Raw genomic sequence first — 17,750 nt, 5'->3', positions numbered from 1 at the left:
AGCCAACCATCTCCGGCGCAGCCGCCCAAATCCGGGTCGGACGCAATAACGGCCCACACGATCATGGGAACGTTTGTTCTATTCTCGGGTGAGGTCGAACGAAGGAGGCGCACCATGCGCTGGGAGAACCAGACCGACGAGACGGGCGGCGGCCCGCGGGCCACCGGTCCCGCCGCGCTCTTCGGGGCCGACGCCGTCGTCACCCGTACCTTCGACACCCCGGAGTTCCGCGGGATCACCTTCCACGAGGTGCGGGCCAAGTCCCTGCTCAACCGGGTCCCCGGCGCCTCCCGGATGCCGTTCGAGTGGACCGTCAACCCGTACCGCGGCTGTAGCCACGCCTGCGTGTACTGCTTCGCCCGCAAGACCCACAGCTACCTCGACCTCGACACCGGCCTCGGTTTCGACTCGCAGATCGTCGTCAAGACCAACGCTCCCGAGGTGCTGCGCCGCGAGCTCGGCGCGCGCCGCTGGACCGGCGCGCACGTGGCCATGGGCACCAACGTCGACTGCTACCAGCGCGCCGAGGGCCGCTACCGCCTGATGCCCGGGATCATCGAGGCGCTGCGCGACCGCGCCAACCCCTTCTCCATCCTCACCAAGGGCACCCTCATCCTGCGCGACCTCCCCCTCCTCCAGGAGGCCGCCGAGGTCACCGCCGTCGGCATCTCCGTCTCCGTCGGCTTCACCGACACCGCCCTGTGGCGGACCGTCGAGCCCGGTACGCCCTCCCCCGCCGCCCGGCTCGCCGCGGTACGGGCGCTGACCGACGCCGGCATCGAGTGCGGGGTGCTCATGGCCCCCGTGATCCCCTTCCTCGGGGACGCGCCGGAGCAGCTGCGGGCCACCGTCCGGGCCGTCGCCGAGGCGGGGGCGGTCTCCGTGACACCCCTGGTACTCCATCTGCGGCCCGGGGCGCGCGAGTGGTTCACGGCCTGGCTGGGCGAGCACCACCCCCACCTCGTCCCGCGGTACGCGCGGATGTACGCGGGCGGGTCGTACGCGCCCACCTGGTACCAGCGCCGGATCACCCGCCAAGTCCACGAACTCGCGGCGGAATTCGGCATCGGCCCGAGCGGTCGCGGTGCGGCGCGCCGGGTCCTCGTACCCGAGCGGCCGGGCGGCGCCGAGGCCGCCGCGCAGGACCGGCCGACCCAGCTGAGCCTGCTGTGAGGACCCGGCGCGCCGCCTGAAGGGTCATCACATCGGGCCAATGGGCCGCACAATCCCGCCTTCCGGGCGCGGGTTCCGGGACGATTCCGCCCAGAACCCTCGGCTGGGAGGCCACATGCTCCGACCCTCGATCCGCCCCTCGACCCTGACGAAGCGCGCTGCCGTCCTGCTGTCGATCTCCACCGTCGCCGCCGTCCTGGCGAGCCCGGTCACCGCCGCCCCGGTCGCCGCCGCGCCGCCCGCGGCCCCGGCGCAGGCCGCGGCTCTCAAGTGGACCGGCTGCGCGACCTCGCGCTACCCCACCCTCCAGTGCGCCTCCCTCCAGGTCCCGCTCGACCACGACCGGCCGGGCGGGCGCACGATCGCGCTGGCCCTGACCCGGGTCCCGCACACCGCCGCCACGTCCCAGGGGCCGCTGCTGGTCAACCCCGGCGGCCCCGGCGGCAGCGGCCGGACCCTGGCCGGTTACGTCGCCTCCGCGCTCCCGAAGGACGTGGCCGGCCAGTTCGACGTGATCGGCTTCGACCCCCGCGGCGTGGGCAAGAGCGAGCCGGCCCTGGACTGCGGGGCGGGGCACTTCGCGCCCGTACGCCCGGACTCGGTGCCGCGGGACGCGCAGACCGAGCGGGCCAACCTGGAGCGGGTGCGGAAGTTCGCCGAGTCCTGCCAGACCAGGCACGCGGACGTGCTCCCGTACATCGGGACGGTCTCGGCCGCCCGCGACATCGAGGCGGTGCGCACCGCCCTCGGCGCACCGAAGATCAGCTACTTCGGCTACTCGTACGGGACCTACCTCGGCGCGGTGTACGCCAAGCTCCACCCGGACCGGGTGCACCGCCTGGTCCTGGACTCCGTCGTGGACCCGAGCGGCGTCTGGTACGAGGACAACCTCGCCCAGGACCAGGCCTTCGACGCCCGCCACAAGGCCTTCCTGGCCTGGGTCGCGCAGTACGACGACAAGTACCGCCTCGGCACCGACCCGGCGGCGGTCGAGCGGCGCTGGTACGCGATGCGCGACTCCCTGCGCGCGACCGCGGCGGGCGGCAAGGTGGGTCCGGCGGAGCTGGAGGACACCTTCCTGCCGGGCGGCTACTTCAACGGCTACTGGCCGAACCTGGCCGCGGCCTTCTCGGCTTACGCGGTGGACAACGACCCGAAGCCGCTGGTGGCGGCGTACGAGCGGTTCGGTGCGGTGGAGCCCTCGGCGGGCAACAGCTACAGCGTGTACACGGCGGTGCAGTGCCGGGACTCGGCCTGGCCGAGGGACTGGAACCAGTGGCGTACGGACATGTGGCGCACGCACGCCAAGGCACCGTTCATGACGTGGAACAACGCCTGGTACAACGCCCCGTGCGCGTTCTGGCCGGGTGAGCCGCTCCAGGCCCCGGACGTGACCAACGCCGACCTCCCGCAGGCGCTCCTCTTCCAGGCGACGGAGGACGCGGCGACCCCGTACGAGGGCGCGGTGAGCATGCGCAGCAAGCTGGCCGGCGCGGCCCTGGTGGTCGAGGAGGGCGGCGGCAACCACGGCATCGCGCTGGCCGGCAACAAGTGCCTGGACGAGAAGCTGTCCGCGTACCTGCGTACGGGCCGGGCCGCGGACGCCACCTGCCCCGCGCAGCCGGCCCCCAAGCCGACGGCGGCGACCCGGGCGGTGGCGCCCTCGGCGGGCGGCGCGGCCCTGCACGGGCTGCTGGGGTTCCGGGGATGATCTCCAGCGGGCAGGATCAGGGGCGTGAACACTCCTGATCCTGCCTCCGCGACCGACCGCCACCTGACCCGGATCGCCACCCCCGAGGGCGTCAGCCCGGGCGTCAACTACAGCCACGTCGTCTGGGGTACGGGGCGGTTCGTCGCCGTCTCCGGGCAGTGCGCCCTCGACGAGAAGGGCGAGGTGGTGGGCGAGGGCGATGCCGCCGCCCAGGCCCGGCAGGTGTTCGAGAACCTGCGCCGGTGCCTGGCGGCGGCCGGGGCGGGCTTCGACGACGTGGTGAAGCTGACGTACTTCGTCACGGACATCGCCCACCTCCCGGCCGTCCGCGTGGCGCGCGACGAGGTGATCGCCCCGGACCGCCTCCCGGCCTCCTCGGCGGTCCAGGTCAGCGCCCTGTTCCGGCCGGAACTCCTGGTGGAGGTGGAGGCCTTCGCGATCCTTCCCGTCACCGCCGGGACGCCTTAGGGGGTGTCTGGCGGGGCGATGACCGTGCCGATGCCGTTCCAGCCGTTCGGGCCGGAGGGGTCGCCGCCGTCGAAGAGGTACGCGCTGACGGCTGCGGAGCCGGATCCGGAGCCGGATCCCGCCTCGGCGAGCAGGTAGTCCGCGTGGGTGTCGGCGTTGAAGTCGGCGAGCTGGACCCGGGTGTGGTCGGTGGTCACGCCGGAGGCGGTCCTGCCGAGGTACTGCCAGCCGCCGTGGCCGTCGCCGCCCCGGTTCAGGTAGGTGGTGACGGCGCCGCCGGGGCTGATCATCCAATAGTCCGCCCGGCCGTCGCCGTCGTAGTCGGCCAGCCGCACCCGCGTGCGGTCGGTGGTCGTGCCCGTGGCGGTCTGGCGCAGGGCCTTCCAGCCGCCCCCGCCGTCGCCGCCGCGGTTGAGGAAGGTGGTGACGGCGCCGCTGTCGGCGATGGTGAGGTAGTCGGCCCGGCCGTCGCCGTCCCAGTCCGCGAAGCGGACCTGGTCGCTGCGGTTGGTGGTGCCGTGGGCGACCTGCCCGATGTCCTTCCAGCCGCCGTGGCCGTCGCCGCCGCGGTTGAGGTGCACGTTGACCGACCCGTTGGCGTTGATGACGAGGTAGTCGAACCTGCCGTCGCCGTCGAAGTCGGCCAGCCGTACGCGCGTACGGTCGGCGGTCGTCCCGGTGGCCACGCGGCCGAGGGCCTCCCAGCCGCCCCCGGTGTCGCCGCCCCGGTTGAGCCGCGCCTTGACCTCGCCGTCGGCGGCGATCGTCAGGTGGTCGGGGCGGCCGTCGCCGTCGAAGTCGGCCCAGCGGACGGTGTCGGTGCCGCCGGCCTCGGTTCCCGCCCGCGGAGCGCGCGGCCGTACGCCCCACCCGTCGGCGACGGCCTGCTCCAGGCCGTCGTGGAAGATCCCGGCCATCTTGCGGTAGCCCGCGTCGTTGGGGTGGAGGTGGTCGGGCAGCTCGGCCGCGACGTCCAGGCGGGGCGGCTCGACGTACCGGAACCGCTCGCCGCGGCTGCGCCGCTCGCTCTCCTGGCCGCGGATGACGGCGTTGAAGTCGCGTGTCTGCTGCTCGAAGCCGGTGGTGTCGGTGAGCAGCCCCTGGACGATGACGGTCACGCCGGGCCGGTTCGCCAGTACGCGGTCGATCAGCGAGGACAGCCGCCCGGCCGCTTCGAGCGGGTCGGCGTGGTCGTGGCGGAGGTCGTTGATGCCCAGGTGCAGCAGGACGACGTCCGGGTCGGCCGCGGCCTGCCAGCCGTCGATGTTGGACCGGATTCCTTCGATCGTCCAGCCGCTGTGGCCCTCGTTGTCCGCGTCGGCGACGGCGCCGAAGGAGCCGGAGCCGACGAAGTCGGGCGTGTAGCGGGACTGGCCTGCCATCAGCTCCCAGAGGGGCGCCCGGTATCCGGCGTTGCCGGAGCTGCCCGCGCCGGCGGTGATGGAATCGCCGAGCGGCATGATCCGTACGAGGGGCGGGGCGGGTGTCGTCGCTGCCGTGGCGGTCGTGGGGCAGAGCCCTGCGGTGCCGATGGCGGCGAGCAGGGCGAGGCCGAGGGCGGCGGTGCGCTTCGTCATGTGTGTGCGGTGCCTTTGGGGTGTGGTGCGGGCCCCGGATGCGGCTCGCGGGATGGTGCGGGATGGTGCCGCCGTTCCAGGCGTAGACGGTGGCGGTGCTGCCGGCGCCGGCAGCACCGATGTCACGACACGAACGTTCAGGCCCACGGGCCCGGTCCCGAGCAGACGGTAGCGCCCCACCCGCGGCTCGCTCAACTGTGATTGACCGGCATTCAACTATCATTGATTTTCATCGGGCCTGGGCGTACCGTCTGGCAGGCCGGGCGCCGCCAGACCCGGAAGCGACGCCGGCGCGCGTCGGGAGTGCCTGCGGTGCGACGCTTCCCATGGCTCTACCGGTGGGCCCGGAGCGGACACGAAGGGAAGCGGATCCTGAACGTCGAGACCAAGGCCATTCGCGTGCTGGCCGATTACGAATGCCACCCGCTCTGGCTCACCGGCGCCGACGCCGGCGACCTCGCGCCGCACGACCCGGCGCTGGGGCTGACGCCCGAGCTGGCCCGGGAACTAAACACATGGGCCGAGGCGTACGACGCGACGCTCGACGAGGACGATCCCATCCGGTCCGGGTTCCCCACCGAGGAGGCCGAGGCCGCCTTCGTGCGGACCGGTGAGGCGCTGGCCCGGCGGGTCGCCGCGGAGCTCGGCCCCGCCTGGAAGGTGACCTACTTCAACGAGTGCCTGCACACCGACGTGGAGATCCCCTCCGCCTGATCCGGGATCAAGGTGCGGCCCGCCCCGGGGCCAGACCCCGCAGGGCCCTCGTCGCCGCCTCCGCCAGGCGGGGGTGGGACTGGGCGCGGGTCAGGACCTCGCGGGCCCGGGGGTCGGCCAGGGTGCCCAGGCCCTCGACGCAGGCGAGCGCGACCCGCCAGTACGGGTCGTTCGGCGCGAGCAGCCTGCCCAGGGTGGCGATCAGCGCCGGGGCCGACTCCGGGGCGCGCAGCGCGGTGAGCAGCCGGACCGGCTGGAGGGCGTAGGCGGTGCGGAGCCGGTTGGTCGCCAGGGCCGCCGCCGCTCGGGCGGTGCGCGGGTCGCCCAGCACGGCGAGGGCCTCGGCGGCGGCCGTGCAGCGCGGCGGGTCGCGGTGGTTGAGCAGCAGCACCAGCGGTTCGAAGGCGCGGGGGTCGCCCGCCAGGCCCAGCCGGTACGCGGCCAGTTCGCGGGCCCACAGGGGCAGCCCCGCCGAGGTCAGGGAGGCCGCAAGGGCGTCGGGCGGCGCCGCCAGCAGCACCTCGTACTCCGGTGACGGTCCGGCCTCCGCCCGCAGGCGCTCCAGCACGTGGTTCACGCGGCCACCCTAGGGGGGCGAGGGGCCCGCCACTGCCCGTTCTCAGTGATTGATGATCGATGATCGATGATCGGTACATTTGGGCGGTACAGGTCACATCTCCGCGCTCTGGCGCACCAGTTACCGGCGAGTTACTGTCACTCCAACACGTACGGGACCGGCCTGGTGACGCAGCCGCCCCGTGCCAGTCGGTTCTGTACGACTCTTCGCTCCACCCCTCGCACGACCCACGGCGTGGCCCCGGGACAGGGCCGCCGCTTCGGCCCCTGCGGGCCCCCGGGCATCCCGTGCGTTCCCTCTCGATCACCCTGCCGGCCGCGAGCTGTGCACCGCGCGCCGCGCCACCCTCAGTCGTCACCCTCTTCCACTGGAGTCCCGCGATGGACCGTCCGTCCACGTCCAGTCAGTCCACCCTCCAGACCATCGCCGTCGTCGGCCTCGGCACCATGGGCACCGGCATCGCCGAGGTCCTCGCCCGCTCCGGCCGCGAGGTCATCGGCATCGACGTCAGCGTCGCCGCCGCCGCCCGCGCCACGGCTGCCCTCGCCGCCTCCACGGCCCGCTCCGTCACCCGGGAGCTGCTGAGCGAGCAGGACCGGGCCGACGTGCTCGCCCGCTTCCGCACCTTCTCCGAGCTGAGCGCGGCCGCCGAGGCCGATCTCGTGATCGAGGTCGTCCCCGAGTCCTACGAGCTCAAGCAGCAGGTGTTCCGCGAGCTCGACGCGATCGTGCGGCCCGACACGATCCTGGCCACCGGCACCAACGCCCTGTCGGTGACCCGCATGGCCGCCGAGTCCCAGCGCCCCGAGCGGGTGCTCGGCCTGCACTTCTTCAACCCGGCTCCGGCGATGAAGCTGGTCGAGGTGGTCTCCTGCGTGCTGACCGCCCCGCCCGCGGTCGAGGCCGTCACCGCGCTGGCCCGCGAGCTCGGCAAGGAGCCGGTCTCGGTGGGCGACCGCCCCGGCTTCGTCGCCGACGGCCTGCTCTTCGGCTACCTCAACCAGGCCGCCGCGATGTACGAGTCGAAGTACGCCTCCCGCGAGGACATCGACGCGGCGATGCGGCTGGGCTGCGGTCTGCCGATGGGCCCGCTCGCGCTGCTGGACCTGATCGGCGTGGACACCGCGCGGACCGTCCTGGAGGCCATGTACGCCTCCTCAGGCGACCGGCTGCACGCCCCGGCCCCGATCCTGGGCCACCTCGCCGAGGCCGGCCTGACCGGGCAGAAGTCCGGGCGCGGGTTCTACACGTACGCGGAGGCCGGCAGCTCGGCGGTCGTCGCCGACGCGCAGACCCCGTCGGCCGACGCCGGGACCGGCGCGGGCCGCCCGGTCTCCTCGGTCGGCGTGGCCGGCTCGGGCACCATGGCGAGCGGCATCGCGCAGGTCTTCGCGCAGTCGGGCTTCACCGTGGTGCTGGCCGCGCGCAGCCAGGAGAAGGCGGACGCGGCGAAGGCTGCGATCGGCAAGTCCCTCGGCCGTGCGGTGGCCAAGGGCCGGCTGACCCAGGAGGCGGCCGACCAGACCCTGGGGCGGATCACCCCGGCCGGCTCGCTGGACGCCTTCGCGGAGGTGGACCTGGCCGTGGAGGCGGTCGCCGAGGACCTGGCGGTCAAACAGGAGCTGTTCGCGTCGCTGGACAAGGTCTGCAAGCCCGGTGCGGTGCTCGCGACGACGACGTCCTCGCTGCCGGTGATCGCGATCGCCCGTGCGACGGCGCGTCCGCAGGACGTGATCGGCATGCACTTCTTCAACCCTGCGCCGGCGATGAAGCTGGTCGAGGTGGTCCGGACCGTGCTGACGGCCGACGACGTGCACGCCACGGTCCGCGGGATCTGCTCGAAGGTGCGCAAGCACCCGGTGGACTGCGGGGACCGGGCCGGGTTCATCGTGAACGCGCTGCTGTTCCCGTACCTCAACAACGCGATCAAGATGGTCGAGCAGCACTACGCCAGCCTCGACCAGATCGACGCGGCGATGAAGCTGGGCGGCGGCTACCCGATGGGGCCCTTCGAGCTCCTCGACGTGGTCGGCCTGGACGTCTCGCTGGCCATCGAGCAGGTCCTGCACAAGGAGTTCCGCGACCCGGGCCTGGCCCCGTCCCCGCTGCTGGAGCACCTGGTGGCGGCGGGCTGCCTGGGGCGGAAGACCGGCCGCGGATTCCGTGAGTACGCCCGCCGGTAAGCGCCGGCCGGGCCATGAGCCGGATGCGTGGGGAGGGCTGCTCGGGTCCGCCGGACCCTCACGGCGGACTAACCCTCCCGAGCCCAGTGCGGGCTCTCCCCCGCATCCATCCCCGTCCCACCCCCCTCAGGCGCGCCCTCCTGCGCAAATGAAGTACTTTCGCTCTATGTCCCAGCCCGCCAAGACCTCGCCCCGCCCCTCCTCGGCCTCCGACGCCCCGGAGAGCCCGGCCGGCACCAAGGCGGCCGCGCAGCGGCTCAAGATGCGCCGTGAGCTCGCGGCGGCCGCGATGGAGCTGTTCGCCACCAAGGGGTACGAGGCGACGACGGTCGACGAGATCGCCGCGACGGCCGGGGTGGCCCGCCGGACCTTCTTCCGGCACTTCCGGTCCAAGGAAGAGGCGATCTTCCCGGACCACGACGACACCCTGACCCGCGCCGAGGCGGTCCTCGACGTGGCCCCGGCGCACGAGCACCCGCTCGACACGGTGTGCCGGGGGATCAAGGAAGTCATGAAGATGTACGCCGCCTCGCCCGCGGTGTCGGTGGAGCGCTACCGGCTGACGCGCGAGGTGCCGGCGCTGCGCGAGCGGGAGATCGCCTCGGTGGCCCGCTACGAGCGGCTCTTCACCCGCTATCTGCTCGCCCACTTCGACGAGCAGGACCACCACGACGGCAACGACGACCCGCTGCTGGCCGAGGTGGCCGCCTCCGCGGTGGTGACCGCCCACAACCACGTGCTGCGGCGCTGGCTGCGGGCCGGCGGCCAGGGGGACGTGGAGGCGCAGCTGGACCACGCCTTCTCGATCGTCCGCAAGACCTTCGGTACGGGGATCGGCGCGGGCCGCACCCTGACCACCCCGCCGGCCGCGCCGGCGGCGGTCCGCACCCAGGGCGAGGTGCTGGTGGCGGTGGCCCGGACGGACGCCCCGCTCGACGAGGTCATGCGGACCATCGAAGAGGCACTGCGCAACAAGTAGTCCCAGGAGCAACACGCGCGATTCTCGTCACAGAGGGCCGCCCCCGGCACGGGGGCGGCCCTCTGTGTTTGTCCGGCTTGCCCCTACTCACGGGTAACTCTGATCGATCATCGCTCATCGGTGCAGGTCAATCGGCAAATGAGAGAAAGTTTTGGCACGCGGTGCCTTGCCGGGTGACACGGGGTGCCATACGTTGAATCTCGTCCGGATGTCCCCGCGGCCCTCGCCCACTCGGCTCGGAACGCGCCCCGGATGCCTGCGTCACCAGGCTCCCGCTCGCCGCACCACAGGCGGGCCGCACCACCGCTCCGCCGAACCGACGGCACCCACCACACGCACCGCGCACCCGCGCAATCCCTCAGCGCACCCTCATCAGCGCTTGCCGGAGGCAATACCGTGAAGGACATCCTGGACGCGATTCAGTCGCAGTCCGCCACCGCCGCAGACTTCGCGGCGCTGCCGCTGCCCGACTCGTACCGCGCGATCACCGTGCACAAGGACGAAGCGGAGATGTTCGCGGGGCTCACGACCCGCGAGAAGGACCCGCGCAAGTCCCTGCACCTCGACACCGTCCCGGTGCCCGAGCTGGGTCCGGGCGAGGCCCTGGTGGCCGTCATGGCCTCTTCGGTCAACTACAACTCCGTGTGGACCTCGATCTTCGAGCCGGTTTCCACCTTCAGCTTCCTGGAGCGCTACGGGCGCCTGTCGGAGCTCACCAAGCGCCACGACCTCCCGTACCACATCATCGGCTCGGACCTCGCGGGCGTCGTCCTGCGCACCGGCCCCGGTGTCAACGCCTGGAACCCGGGCGACGAGGTCGTCGCGCACTGCCTCTCGGTCGAGCTGGAGTCCTCCGACGGCCACAACGACACGATGCTCGACCCCGAGCAGCGCATCTGGGGCTTCGAGACCAACTTCGGCGGCCTGGCGGAGATCGCCCTCGTCAAGTCCAACCAGCTGATGCCCAAGCCCGGCCACCTCAGCTGGGAGGAGGCCGCCTCCCCCGGCCTGGTCAACTCCACCGCATACCGCCAGCTGGTCTCCCGCAACGGCGCCGGCATGAAGCAGGGCGACAACGTCCTGATCTGGGGCGCCAGCGGCGGACTCGGCTCGTACGCCACCCAGTTCGCGCTGGCCGGCGGCGCCAACCCGATCTGCGTGGTCTCCAGCCCCGAGAAGGCCGACATCTGCCGGGCCATGGGCGCGACCTCGGTCATCGACCGCAACGCCGAGGGCTACAAGTTCTGGAAGGACGAGCACACCCAGGACCCGAAGGAGTGGAAGCGCTTCGGCAAGCGCATCCGCGAGCTGACCGGTGGCGAGGACATCGACATCGTCTTCGAGCACCCCGGCCGCGAGACCTTCGGCGCCTCGGTCTACGTCACCCGCAAGGGCGGCACGATCACCACCTGCGCCTCGACCTCGGGCTACATGCACGAGTACGACAACCGCTACCTGTGGATGTCGCTGAAGCGGATCATCGGCTCGCACTTCGCCAACTACCGCGAGGCGTGGGAGGCCAACCGCCTCATCGCCAAGGGCAAGATCCACCCCACCCTGTCGAAGGTCTACTCCCTGGAGGAGACCGGCCAGGCCGCCTACGACGTCCACCGCAACCTCCACCAGGGCAAGGTCGGCGTCCTCGCGCTCGCCCCCGAGGAGGGCCTGGGCATCCGCGACCACGAGATGCGCGCCAAGCACCTCGACGCGATCAACCGCTTCCGCAACGTCTGAGACGCCCAAAGGCCAAAGGGACAGCCTGAGATGACAGAGCGCCAGAAAGACCGTCCGTGGCTCATGCGGACGTACGCCGGCCACTCCACGGCCGAGGCGTCCAACGAGCTGTACCGCCGCAACCTCGCCAAGGGCCAGACCGGCCTGTCGGTCGCGTTCGACCTGCCGACGCAGACCGGCTACGACCCGGACCACATCCTCGCCCGCGGCGAGGTGGGCCGGGTCGGGGTCCCGGTCTCCCATCTGGGCGACATGCGGCGACTGTTCCAGGACATCCCCCTGGAACAGATGAACACCTCGATGACGATCAACGCCACCGCCATGTGGCTGCTGGCGCTCTACCAGGTGGCCGCCGAGGAGCAGGGAGCGGACATCTCCCTGCTCCAGGGCACCACCCAGAACGACATCGTCAAGGAGTACCTCTCGCGCGGGACGCACGTCTTCCCGCCGGGTCCCTCGCTCCGCCTGACGACGGACATGATCGCGTACACGGTCAACCACATCCCGAAGTGGAACCCGATCAACATCTGCTCGTACCACCTCCAGGAGGCCGGGGCCACCCCGGTCCAGGAGATCTCGTACGCGATGTCCACGGCCATCGCCGTCCTGGACTCGGTGCGCGACTCGGGCCAGGTGCCCGAGGAGCGCTTCGGCGAGGTCGTCGCCCGCATCTCCTTCTTCGTGAACGCGGGCGTCCGCTTCATCGAGGAGATGTGCAAGATGCGCGCCTTCGGCCGCATCTGGGACCAGGTCACCCGCGAGCGGTACGGCATCGAGAACGAGAAGCAGCGCCGCTTCCGCTACGGCGTCCAGGTCAACTCCCTGGGCCTGACGGAGGCGCAGCCGGAGAACAACGTCCAGCGCATCGTGCTGGAGATGCTCGCGGTCACCCTCTCCAAGGACGCCCGGGCCCGCGCCGTGCAGCTGCCGGCCTGGAACGAGGCGCTGGGCCTGCCCCGGCCCTGGGACCAGCAGTGGTCGCTGCGCATCCAGCAGGTGCTCGCACTGGAGAGCGACCTGCTGGAGTACGAGGACATCTTCGCCGGATCCCACGTCATCGAGGCCAAAGTCGACTCCCTGGTCGCCGACTGCCTGGCCGAGATCGACCGGATCCAGGAGATGGGCGGCGCCATGGCGGCCGTCGAGTCCGGGTACCTCAAGTCCGAGCTCGTCTCCTCGCACGCCCGGCGGCGGGCGCGGATCGAGGCCGGCGAGGACAAGATCGTCGGTGTCAACTGCTTCCAGCAGACCGAGGAGAACCCGCTCACGGCCGACCTGGACGGCGCCATCATGACGGTGGACGGTGCGGTGGAGGCGCTGACCGTCGAGCGCATCGGCCGCTGGCGCGCCGAGCGCGAGGAGTCCTCGGCCCGGCAGGGCGGCGGCGACCCCTTCGTCTTCCCCACCACCCGGCAGGCCCTGGAACGCCTCAAGGAGGCGGCGGCCGGCACCGAGAACCTCATGGAAGCCACCCTGGAGTGCGCCCGCGCCGGCGTCACCACCGGGGAGTGGGCGACCGCGCTGCGCGAGGTGTTCGGCGAGTTCCGCGCCCCGACCGGGGTCTCCTCGGCCCCGGTGGCCGTGACCGCCGAGCCCGGTACCCCGATGCACGAGGTCCGCGAGAAGGTGTCCCGTACGGCCGACGAGCTCGGCTCGGGCCGGCTGCGCCTGCTGGTCGGCAAGCCCGGCCTGGACGGGCACTCCAACGGTGCCGAGCAGATCGCCGTACGGGCCCGGGACGCGGGCTTCGAGGTGGTCTACCAGGGCATCCGGCTGACGCCGGAGGAGATCTCCTCGGCGGCGCTGGCCGAGGACGTGCACTGCGTGGGACTGTCCATCCTGTCCGGATCGCACAGCGCACTCGTCCCGGACGTCCTCGAACGCCTGCGTGCGGCGGGGGCGGGTGACATACCCGTCATCGTCGGCGGCATCATTCCCAACGCGGATGCCGTGACCCTCAAGGCGGCCGGAGTCGCCGCCGTCTTCACCCCCAAGGACTTCGGCATCACGGAGATCATCGGCCGTATCGTCGACGAGATCCGCAAAGCGAACAAGCTCAGCCCCCTCATCAGCACGGAGGTCCCCGCATGACCACGCCCGTCCACCCGGTGAACCGCCTTCGCCCGCGTCGCTCCTGCCTCGCGGTGCCGGGTTCGAACCCGCGCTTCCTGGAGAAGGCCCAGGGCCTGCCGGCCGACCAGGTCTTCCTCGACCTGGAGGACGCCTGCGCCCCGCTCGCCAAGGAAGGCGCCCGCCACACCATCGTGGACGCGCTGAACAACGGCGACTGGACCGGCAAGACCCGTGTGGTGCGCGTCAACGACTGGACCACCCACTGGACGTACCGCGACGTGATCACGGTCGTCGAGGGCGCCGGCCAGAACCTCGACTGCATCATGCTGCCGAAGGTCCAGGACGCCCAGCAGGTCGTGGCCCTGGACCTGCTGCTCACGCAGATCGAGAAGACCATGGGCTTCGAGGTCGGCAAGATCGGCATCGAGGCGCAGATCGAGAACGCCAAGGGCCTCGTGAACGTCGACGAGATCGCCGCCGCCTCGCCGCGGCTGGAGACGATCATCTTCGGCCCGGCCGACTTCATGGCCTCGATCAACATGAAGTCCCTGGTCGTGGGCATGCAGCCGCCCGGCTACGGCGCGGACGCCTACCACTACATCCTGATGCGGATCCTGATGGCGGCCCGTATGCACAACCTCCAGGCCATCGACGGCCCCTTCCTCCAGATCCGCGACGTGGACGCGTACCGCGAGGTGGCCGGCCGCGCCGCCGCCCTCGGCTTCGACGGCAAGTGGGTCCTGCACCCCGGCCAGGTCGACGCGGCCAACGAGGTCTTCTCCCCCTCCCAGGAGGACTACGACCACGCCGAGCTCATCCTCGACGCGTACGACTGGTGCACCTCGGAGGCCGGCGGCAAGAAGGGCTCCGCGATGCTCGGCGACGAGATGATCGACGAGGCCAGCCGCAAGATGGCCCTGGTCATCGCGGGCAAGGGCCGCGCCGCCGGCATGGAGCGCACCACCAAGTTCGAGATCCCGGAGGCGTAGGGCCATGCAGTTCGGACGCACTTACGAAGAGTTCGAGGTCGGCGCGGTCTACAAGCACTGGCCCGGAAAGACGGTCACGGAGTACGACGACCACCTCTTCTGCCTGCTGACCATGAACCACCACCCGCTGCACATGGACAGCAACTACGCCGAGAACACGACCGACTTCGGCAAGAACGTGGTCGTGGGCAACTACATCTACTCGCTGCTGCTGGGCATGTCCGTCCCGGACGTCTCCGGGAAGGCGATCGCCAACCTGGAGATCGAGTCCCTGCGGCACGTGGCGCCGACCTTCCACGGCGACACCATCTACGGCGAGACCACGGTCCTCGACAAGACCCCGTCGAAGTCGAAGAACGACCGCGGGATCGTGTACGTGGAGACCAAGGGCTACAAGCAGGACGGCACCCTCGTCTGCGTCTTCCGGCGCAAGGTGATGGTCCCGACCGAGACGTACATCAAGGAGCGCGGCGGCGAGCAGCCCGGCCGGCCCACGCTGAAGGAACAGGGGAAGTAGCCATGGCCCGACTCGCCCAGACCGCCGGGCTCAACGACGTCCAGCGGGAGATCCTCAAGACCGTCCGCGAGTTCGTCGACAAGGAGATCATCCCGGTCGCGACCGAGCTCGAACACCGTGACGAGTACCCGCAGCAGATCGTCGACGGCCTCAAGGAGCTCGGCCTCTTCGGCCTGATGATCCCGGAGGAGTACGGCGGCCTGGGTGAGTCGCTGCTCACCTACGCGCTGTGCGTCGAGGAGATAGCGCGTGGCTGGATGTCCGTCTCGGGCATCATCAACACCCACTTCATCGTGGCGTACATGCTCAAGCAGCACGGCACCCAGGAGCAGAAGGACTACTTCCTGCCCCGGATGGCGCTGGGCGAGGTGCGCGGCGCGTTCTCGATGTCCGAGCCGGGCCTCGGCTCGGACGTGTCGGCCATCACGTCGAAGGCGGTGAAGGACGGTGACGAGTACGTCCTGAACGGCCAGAAGATGTGGCTGACGAACGGCGGCACGTCCACGCTGGTGGCCGTTCTCGTCCGGAGTGACGAAGGACACCCGGAGGGCACGGCCCCGCACAAGTCGATGACGACCTTCTTGATCGAGAAGGAGCCGGGCTTCGGTGAGGTCCGTCCGGGCCTGACCATCCCCGGCAAGATCGACAAGATGGGCTACAAGGGCGTCGACACGACCGAGCTCATCATGGACGGACTGCGCATTCCGGCCAATCGGGTGCTCGGCGGCCAGACCGGCCGAGGGTTTTACCAAATGATGGACGGGGTCGAGGTCGGCCGCGTCAACGTGGCGGCCCGTGGTTGCGGCGTCGCTCAGCGTGCGTTCGAGCTGGGTGTCTCTTATGCCCAGCAGCGTCACACTTTCGGCAAGGCCATCGCCGAGCACCAGGCCATCCAGTTCAAGCTGGCCGAGATGGCTACCAAGGTCGAAGCCGCCCATGCGATGATGGTCAACGCAGCACGCAAAAAGGACTCCGGGGAACGAAACGACCTCGAAGCAGGGATGGCGAAGTACCTCGCCTCCGAGTACTGCAAGGAGGTGGTGGAGGACGCCTTCCGTATCCACGGTGGCTACGGCTTCTCGAAGGAGTACGAGATCGAGCGCCTCTACCGGGAGGCCCCGATGCTGCTGATCGGTGAAGGTACCGCCGAGATCCAGAAAATGATCATTGGGCGACGCTTGCTCGAGGAGTACCGACTCCAGGGCTGAAAGTCCCTTTTGCGGTCAATCGTCCAGCGATTTTCCGCAAAAGAGTCACTTGCAGTCACTGGTCGGCGGTCATCGACTCGGCTTCTGGCTTGCCCAGTTGTTGCGTGCAACCGATAGCATTCCAGTAAAGCCGCCGTCCCGTCCCCCCGTTTACGGCGCGGCATCACCCGCTACGAAGGTCATCCATGCCCCACAGCCAAACCTCTGCACCTCGCGACAGCCTCCTTGGCGTACGCCTCGCGCGCGGAGCATCGCCGTGGCTTCTGCCGACCGTCGCCACCGCGGCGCTCAGCCTCACCCGGGCCCGCAAGTCCGGACGCTGGGCCGCGGCGGCCGTGCCCGCCACCGCACTCGCGGCGGGCATGCTGTGGTTCTTCCGCGACCCCGAGCGCGAGATCGCTCAGGGCCGTGTCATCTCGCCCGCCGACGGTGTGGTGCAGAGCATCATGCCGTGGAAGGACGGACGGACCCGGGTCGCGATCTTCATGAGCCCGCTGAACGTCCACGTCAACCGCGCGCCCCTCGCGGGCACGGTGACGTCCGTGGAGCACATCCCCGGCGGGTTCGTCCCGGCGTTCAACAAGGAGAGCGAGAACAACGAGCGCGTTGTCTGGCACTTCGACACCGAGCTCGGCGACATCGAGATGGTGCAGATCGCCGGCGCCGTGGCGCGCCGGATCGTCCCGTACCTGCCGGCCGGCACCAAGGTGGAGCAGGGCGAACGCATCGGTCTGATCCGCTTCGGCTCGCGCGTCGACATCTACCTCCCGGAGGGCGTCGAGGTCGCGGTCGAGGTCGGTCAGGCCACCACCGCGGGGGTGACCCGAATTGACCGTGACTGACCCCGAGACTCCTGCGACTCCGTCGCAGGGATGGGTGCCCGAGGCTTCGGAGGCGGATTCCGCCGAAGACGACATGCCGCTGTCGCTGCGGCTGTCGATAGCGGACACCCTCACCCTCGGTAACGCGACGTGCGGATTCATGGCGGTGTACTTCACCACCACCGGGATCCTCATTCCGCACCTGACCGGCAGCGGCGAGTCGGGCATGGCCCGCAGCAGCGCCGCGACGGCAGTGATACTGATGCTGCTCGCCGCGGTCTTCGACCTCTTCGACGGCATCGTGGCCCGCAAGCTGCGCAGCTCGCCGATGGGCGCGGAGCTGGACAACCTGTCCGACCTGATCAGCTTCGGGCTCGCCCCGGCGTACTTCGTGCTCGTCTACGGCATGGTCGCCGTGGACGCGCACCAGAAGATGTCGGCGCTGGCGGCGATCGTCGTCCTGCTCGCGGTCGTGCTCAGGCTGGCGAGATTCAGCTGCGTGACGATGAAGGACGGCATGTTCCAGGGCATGCCGAGCCCCTTCGGCGCGCTGACGGTCGTCTCGATCGTGCTGCTGGAGCTGCCGTTCGTCCCGACGCTGCTGGCGATCATCGGGGTGGCGTGGCTGATGGTGAGCCGCGTCGAGTACCCCAAGCCGCGGGGTGTCCTCGCGGTGGCGATGCTGAGCTGGATCGTCGGTGCGATGGGTCTGCTGGCGGCCTGGGCGTTCGACGCCCCCGGTGGTCAGCTGCTGCTCCAGACTGGCTGCGCGCTGCAGATCGCTCTGGCCGCGACGATCCCGCTGTTCGCCACGACGCGTCGTGCGAACACGTTCCGTCACAACCGCCGTGAGGCGCGGGCCACGACCCGCTAGCCGTACGGGAGAGGGGGGGGGGGGGGGGGGGGGGGGGGGGGGGGGGGGGGGGGGGGGGGGTTTGTTTTTCGTCTTCGCGTTCGGTGGTGGTGTTGGGGGGTGGGGGGGGGGGGGGGGGGGGGGGGGGGGAGGAGGAATAACCACCCACCACC

15 protein-coding genes are annotated in these 17,750 nt (G+C 70.8%); 13 read left to right on the top strand and 2 right to left on the bottom strand.

The genetic code is table 11. The features are described from left to right. Nucleotides 1-114: 114 nt before the first annotated feature. The 3 genes from ACZ7GJ_RS01510 (at nt 115) to ACZ7GJ_RS01500 (ending at nt 3,352) form a co-directional block, all read left to right on the top strand. Complete coding sequence (locus ACZ7GJ_RS01510) at nt 115-1,173, top strand: Rv2578c family radical SAM protein (RefSeq protein WP_470748276.1); 1,059 nt, start codon at nt 115-117, stop codon at nt 1,171-1,173. A 115-nt stretch (nt 1,174-1,288) separates the two neighbouring features. Further along, complete coding sequence (locus tag ACZ7GJ_RS01505; RefSeq protein ID WP_470748274.1) at nt 1,289-2,884, top strand: alpha/beta hydrolase; 1,596 nt, start codon at nt 1,289-1,291, stop codon at nt 2,882-2,884. Between the two features lie 24 nt (nt 2,885-2,908). Next, nucleotides 2,909-3,352, top strand: a complete 444-nt coding sequence (locus ACZ7GJ_RS01500) for a RidA family protein (RefSeq protein ID WP_470748272.1) — start codon at nt 2,909-2,911, stop codon at nt 3,350-3,352. Here the strand turns inward: ACZ7GJ_RS01500 and ACZ7GJ_RS01495 are convergent. Beyond that, a complete protein-coding gene (locus ACZ7GJ_RS01495) occupies nt 3,349-4,929 on the bottom strand; it encodes an FG-GAP-like repeat-containing protein (RefSeq protein WP_470748270.1) in 1,581 nt (526 codons plus the stop codon). The genes ACZ7GJ_RS01500 and ACZ7GJ_RS01495 overlap by 4 nt on opposite strands. A 312-nt stretch (nt 4,930-5,241) precedes the next feature. Here ACZ7GJ_RS01495 and ACZ7GJ_RS01490 point away from each other — a divergent pair, with 312 nt between their 5' ends. Continuing rightward, entirely contained in the window at nt 5,242-5,643 is a 402-nt protein-coding gene (locus tag ACZ7GJ_RS01490; protein WP_470748268.1) for a hypothetical protein, read from the top strand. A gap of 7 nt (nt 5,644-5,650) precedes the next feature. On the opposite strand, the gene ACZ7GJ_RS01485 is transcribed toward ACZ7GJ_RS01490, so the two are convergent. Further along, a complete protein-coding gene (locus ACZ7GJ_RS01485) occupies nt 5,651-6,220 on the bottom strand; it encodes a HEAT repeat domain-containing protein (RefSeq protein WP_470748266.1) in 570 nt (189 codons plus the stop codon). Nucleotides 6,221-6,600: 380 nt separating this feature from the next. Between ACZ7GJ_RS01485 and ACZ7GJ_RS01480 the strand changes: the two genes are divergently transcribed. The 9 genes from ACZ7GJ_RS01480 (at nt 6,601) to pssA (ending at nt 17,598) form a co-directional block, all read left to right on the top strand. Beyond that, the gene (locus tag ACZ7GJ_RS01480; protein ID WP_470748264.1) at nt 6,601-8,403 is read left to right on the top strand and encodes a 3-hydroxyacyl-CoA dehydrogenase family protein; all 1,803 of its coding nucleotides are present in this window, start codon (nt 6,601-6,603) and stop codon (nt 8,401-8,403) included. A gap of 166 nt (nt 8,404-8,569) precedes the next feature. Further along, a complete protein-coding gene (locus tag ACZ7GJ_RS01475) occupies nt 8,570-9,382 on the top strand; it encodes a TetR family transcriptional regulator (RefSeq protein ID WP_470748262.1) in 813 nt (270 codons plus the stop codon). Nucleotides 9,383-9,778: 396 nt separating this feature from the next. Next, entirely contained in the window at nt 9,779-11,116 is a 1,338-nt protein-coding gene (gene ccrA, locus ACZ7GJ_RS01470; protein ID WP_470748260.1) for a crotonyl-CoA carboxylase/reductase, read from the top strand. Between the two features lie 30 nt (nt 11,117-11,146). Further along, complete coding sequence (locus ACZ7GJ_RS01465; protein WP_470748259.1) at nt 11,147-13,207, top strand: protein meaA; 2,061 nt, start codon at nt 11,147-11,149, stop codon at nt 13,205-13,207. Next, entirely contained in the window at nt 13,204-14,178 is a 975-nt protein-coding gene (locus tag ACZ7GJ_RS01460; protein WP_361762038.1) for an HpcH/HpaI aldolase/citrate lyase family protein, read from the top strand. The genes ACZ7GJ_RS01465 and ACZ7GJ_RS01460 overlap by 4 nt, the downstream gene beginning before the upstream one ends. Nucleotides 14,179-14,182: 4 nt before the next feature. Next, nucleotides 14,183-14,695 carry a MaoC family dehydratase gene (locus ACZ7GJ_RS01455; RefSeq protein ID WP_030010163.1) on the top strand — a complete coding sequence of 171 codons (513 nt, stop codon included), beginning with the start codon at nt 14,183-14,185 and terminating at the stop codon, nt 14,693-14,695. Between the two features lie 2 nt (nt 14,696-14,697). Continuing rightward, nucleotides 14,698-15,903, top strand: coding sequence for an acyl-CoA dehydrogenase family protein (locus ACZ7GJ_RS01450; protein ID WP_365925062.1), 1,206 nt, complete (start codon nt 14,698-14,700; stop codon nt 15,901-15,903). Between the two features lie 185 nt (nt 15,904-16,088). Then, nucleotides 16,089-16,745: a phosphatidylserine decarboxylase gene (locus ACZ7GJ_RS01445; protein ID WP_030010161.1), complete on the top strand. Its 657-nt coding sequence runs from the start codon at nt 16,089-16,091 to the stop codon at nt 16,743-16,745. 34 nt (nt 16,746-16,779) lie between these two features. Beyond that, on the top strand, nt 16,780-17,598 hold the full coding sequence (gene pssA / locus ACZ7GJ_RS01440; RefSeq protein WP_365925067.1) for a CDP-diacylglycerol--serine O-phosphatidyltransferase: 819 nt from the start codon (nt 16,780-16,782) through the stop codon (nt 17,596-17,598). Nucleotides 17,599-17,750: the final 152 nt, after the last annotated feature.

It is taken from the genome of Streptomyces sp. NPDC037242, from assembly GCF_055604165.1.
This window is presented reverse-complemented; position numbering and strand designations above follow the sequence as displayed.

Excerpts from the sequence above, each read along its gene's own strand:
- ACZ7GJ_RS01505 (WP_470748274.1), top strand. The coding sequence starts at position 1,289 with ATGCTCCGACCCTCGATCCGCCCCTCGACCCTGACGAAGCGCGCTGCC.
- ACZ7GJ_RS01495 (WP_470748270.1), bottom strand. The coding sequence starts at position 4,929 with ATGACGAAGCGCACCGCCGCCCTCGGCCTCGCCCTGCTCGCCGCCATC.
- ACZ7GJ_RS01445 (WP_030010161.1), top strand. The coding sequence starts at position 16,089 with ATGCCCCACAGCCAAACCTCTGCACCTCGCGACAGCCTCCTTGGCGTA.
- ACZ7GJ_RS01465 (WP_470748259.1), top strand. The coding sequence starts at position 11,147 with ATGACAGAGCGCCAGAAAGACCGTCCGTGGCTCATGCGGACGTACGCC.
- ACZ7GJ_RS01510 (WP_470748276.1), top strand. The coding sequence starts at position 115 with ATGCGCTGGGAGAACCAGACCGACGAGACGGGCGGCGGCCCGCGGGCC.
- ACZ7GJ_RS01480 (WP_470748264.1), top strand. The coding sequence starts at position 6,601 with ATGGACCGTCCGTCCACGTCCAGTCAGTCCACCCTCCAGACCATCGCC.
- ACZ7GJ_RS01475 (WP_470748262.1), top strand. The coding sequence starts at position 8,570 with ATGTCCCAGCCCGCCAAGACCTCGCCCCGCCCCTCCTCGGCCTCCGAC.
- ACZ7GJ_RS01450 (WP_365925062.1), top strand. The coding sequence starts at position 14,698 with ATGGCCCGACTCGCCCAGACCGCCGGGCTCAACGACGTCCAGCGGGAG.
- ACZ7GJ_RS01455 (WP_030010163.1), top strand. The coding sequence starts at position 14,183 with ATGCAGTTCGGACGCACTTACGAAGAGTTCGAGGTCGGCGCGGTCTAC.
- ACZ7GJ_RS01460 (WP_361762038.1), top strand. The coding sequence starts at position 13,204 with ATGACCACGCCCGTCCACCCGGTGAACCGCCTTCGCCCGCGTCGCTCC.